Annotated in this window: 1 protein-coding gene; it reads left to right on the top strand. The window is 70.6% G+C overall.

From position 1 onward, the window contains the following. Positions 1–3,405, top strand: a 3,405-nt coding sequence (locus ABZ348_RS34550; protein WP_358939958.1) for a type I polyketide synthase, incomplete at both ends; no start/stop codon positions are given.

The raw sequence follows: 3,405 nt of genomic DNA, 5'->3' as shown, positions 1-3,405 counted from the left end.
CTCACCCACACCAACCACCCACCCACCACCCCCGACCACTGGACCCAACACCTCCGCCACACCGTCAACTACCACCACGCCACCCAAACCCTCCACACCAACGGCACCACCCTCTACCTCGAACTCGGACCCGACGCCGCGCTGAGTGCGACCACCGAGGGGGCGATCCCCCTGCTGCGGCGCAACCGGCCCGAGCTCACCACCCTCGCCCTCGCCGTCGCCGGTGCCCATGTGCACGGTGCCACCGTGGACTGGAACGCCTTCCAGCCCAGCGGTTCACTGCCCCTCGACGCGTTCCCCACGTATCCCTTCCAACGCCAGCGCTACTGGCTCTCGTCCTCTTCCCCCCGGGCGAACCCCGAGGCACTCGGGATCACCTCGGCCGAGCACCCGTTCCTCGGGTCCCGGATCGAACTGGCGCAGGACGGCGGGCTCGTCCTCACCGGTCGCCTGTCCACGGCGCTGCACCCCTGGTTGGCCGACCATCGCATCGCCGACCGGGTCCTGCTGCCGGGGACGGCCTTCGTGGACCTCGCCCTCACCGCCGGGGAGCAGGCTGGGGTTCCACGGGTGGAGGAGTTGACGTTGCAGGCACCGTTGGTGCTGGCACCGGAGGAAGCCGTACAGCTCCAGCTCACCGTGGGACCGCCCGACGAGTCGGGTGCCCGCCCGCTGTCCGTCCACAGCCGACCGACCGACGGCATCGAGTGGACCCGACACGCCGAAGGACTCCTCACCGGGGCCACCGGCACCGAGGCACTTCGGACGGAGCCGTCGACGAGTTGGCCGCCTCCCGACGCGAGTCCCCTTGACATCGGCACCCTCTACACGGAACTCGACGGGTTCGGCTATGGATACGGCCCCGCCTTCCACGGCGTGCAGGCCGCCTGGCGACGGGGAGAGGAGATCTTCGCCGAACTGGAGGTGCCCGCACAGGACACGGGATTCGCCCTGCACCCGGCGCTGCTCGATGCCGCGCTGCACCTGCCGGTGGCCCTCAACGCCGCAGACGGGGCAGCCGGCGGTTTGGCCCTGCCCTTCTCCTGGTCGGGTGTCGAACTCCATGCCTCGGGCGCATCGACCCTCCGCGTGCGTTGGGCGAACGGCACGCTGTCGGCAGTGGACCCGCAGGGCGTACCCGTGGTGTCCGTGGACGCACTGGCCCTGTTGCCCGTCGATACCGACCGGCTCGGCGCAACAGAGCTGACACGCGATCTCCACCGGTTGCACTGGGAGCCGGTCAAGCCCGTCGCCGGTCCGGTGGTTTCGGTGCGTCTGGTCCCGGACGTCACCGAGCTTCTCCCGACCGATACGGATGCGACGTCCGAGGTGATCGCCGTACGGGTACCGTCCGGCCGGGCCGCGGCGGCGTACGCGCTGGAACAGGTGCAGAAGTGGCTCGCCGAACCCCGTGATGCGCAATCCCGGTTGCTGTTCCTGACCCGGGGGGCCTTCTCGGACGACCCATGGGTGGCCGGGGCCTGGGGAGTGGTGCGTTCCGCGCAGGCCGAGCATCCGGACCTGTTCGCCCTGGTGGACCTCGACGGGGAGCCGGATGCCGAAGGGCGACCGACGCTGGCCGAACTCGCCGCCGCATCACTCGTCGAACCGCAACTCCTCTCCCGCAACGGAACGCTGCTGTCCCCGCGGCTCGTTCGCGCCGAGGCCGCCGAGTCGCCGCTCCTGGAGTGGGGTCCGGAGGAGCGAACCGTCCTCGTGACCGGTGGGACGGGTGCGCTGGGACAGCTTCTCGCCCGCCATCTGGCCGAGCGACACGGGGTGCGCAGACTGCTGTTGTTGAGCCGCTCCGGCCCGGCCGCAGCCGGCATCTCCGCGTTGGTGGCCGAGTTGTCCGCGGCTGGCACCACGGTCACCGTCGCGACGGGGGACGCTGGAGACCGTGACTCCCTCACCCGGGTGCTCGCGAGCGTACCCGAGGCACATCCGCTGGGCGCGGTCTTCCATCTGGCGGGCGCCCTCGACGACGGCACGGTCGAAGCGCTGACCGAGGACCGTCTCGACCGGGTCCTGCGACCCAAGGCCGATGCGGCGTTCCATCTGCACGAGCTCACCCGGGGTGCGGACCTCACCGCCTTTGTGGTGTTCTCCTCGGTCAGTGCACTGGCGGGTACGGCGGGGCAGGCGAACTACGCAGCCGCCAACGCCGTCCTCGATGCCCTGACACGGCATCGCAACGAGTCGGGACTACCGGGGCTCTCCCTCGCCTGGGGGCTGTGGGACACCGGAGAAGGCATGGCGGAGGGGCTCGCGGACGCGGAGCGGGCACGCTGGGCGCGTTCCGGATTCACCCCGCTGTCCGCGGCTGAGGGACTGGCCCTGTTCGATGCGGCACTCGGCGGCCACCAGGGTGCACTGGTCCCCGTACGACTGGATGTTCCGGCGCTGCGAGTGCGTGCGGGAGCCGGCCCGCTTCCTGCGCCGCTGCGCCATCTGGTCCGTGACCCGCTGCCGCGGGCCTCGGGTGCACAGGGTGCCCCGGCGGACGGAAGTTGGGCCAGCAGGACCGCCGGTCTGCCGGAGCCCGAGCGTTCGCGTGCGGTCGCCGAGTTGATGCGGACGACGGTGGCGACCGTGCTCGGACACGTCACGTCCACGTCCATCGACGCCACCCGGGCCTTTCGCGACCTGGGGTTCGATTCGCTCACGGGCATCGAACTCCGCAACAGGCTCAACACCCTCACGGGACTGCGCATCCCTGCGACGGCCGTGTTCGACCATCCGTCGCCCGAGGCCCTCACCGCCCATCTGTCGACCTTGTTGACCGGCGGTGGGACCGGTCGTGCACCCGTTGCGGCCAGCGCACCGGCCGTGCCGGGCACCGACGATCCGATCGTGATCGTGGGCATGGCCTGCCGCTATCCCGGTGGGGTGACCTCTCCGGAGGAGCTCTGGCAGTTGGTGGCATCGGGCACCGATGCGATCGGCCCCTTCCCGGAGGACCGCGGCTGGGACCTGGAGTCGCTCTACGATCCCGACCCCGATCACCTCGGTACGTCGTACACGCGTGAGGGCGGTTTCCTCTACGAGGCGGCCGACTTCGATGCGGAGTTCTTCGGGATCAGCCCGCGTGAGGCGCTCGCAGCGGACCCCCAGCAGCGGCTGCTGTTGGAGACCGCCTGGGAGACGTTCGAGCGCGCCGGAATCGACCCCGGGACGGTGCGTGGCAGCCGGACGGGGGTCTTCGCCGGGGTGATGTACCACGACTATGGTTCCCGTTTCAGCAAGGCGCCCGAGGACCTTGAGGGCTATCTCCTCACCGGGAACACCGCGAGCGTCGTTTCGGGGCGGCTGGCGTACACCTTCGGTCTGGAGGGGCCGGCGGTCACGGTGGACACCGCCTGCTCCTCGTCCCTGGTGGCGCTGCATCTGGCGGTACAGGCGCTG

The organism is Streptomyces sp. NPDC005963, assembly GCF_040638655.1.
In the GTDB taxonomy this organism is placed as follows: domain Bacteria; phylum Actinomycetota; class Actinomycetes; order Streptomycetales; family Streptomycetaceae; genus Streptomyces.
The sequence above is the reverse complement of the archived record's forward strand: the minus strand, read 5'-3'. Positions and strand labels throughout refer to the sequence as shown.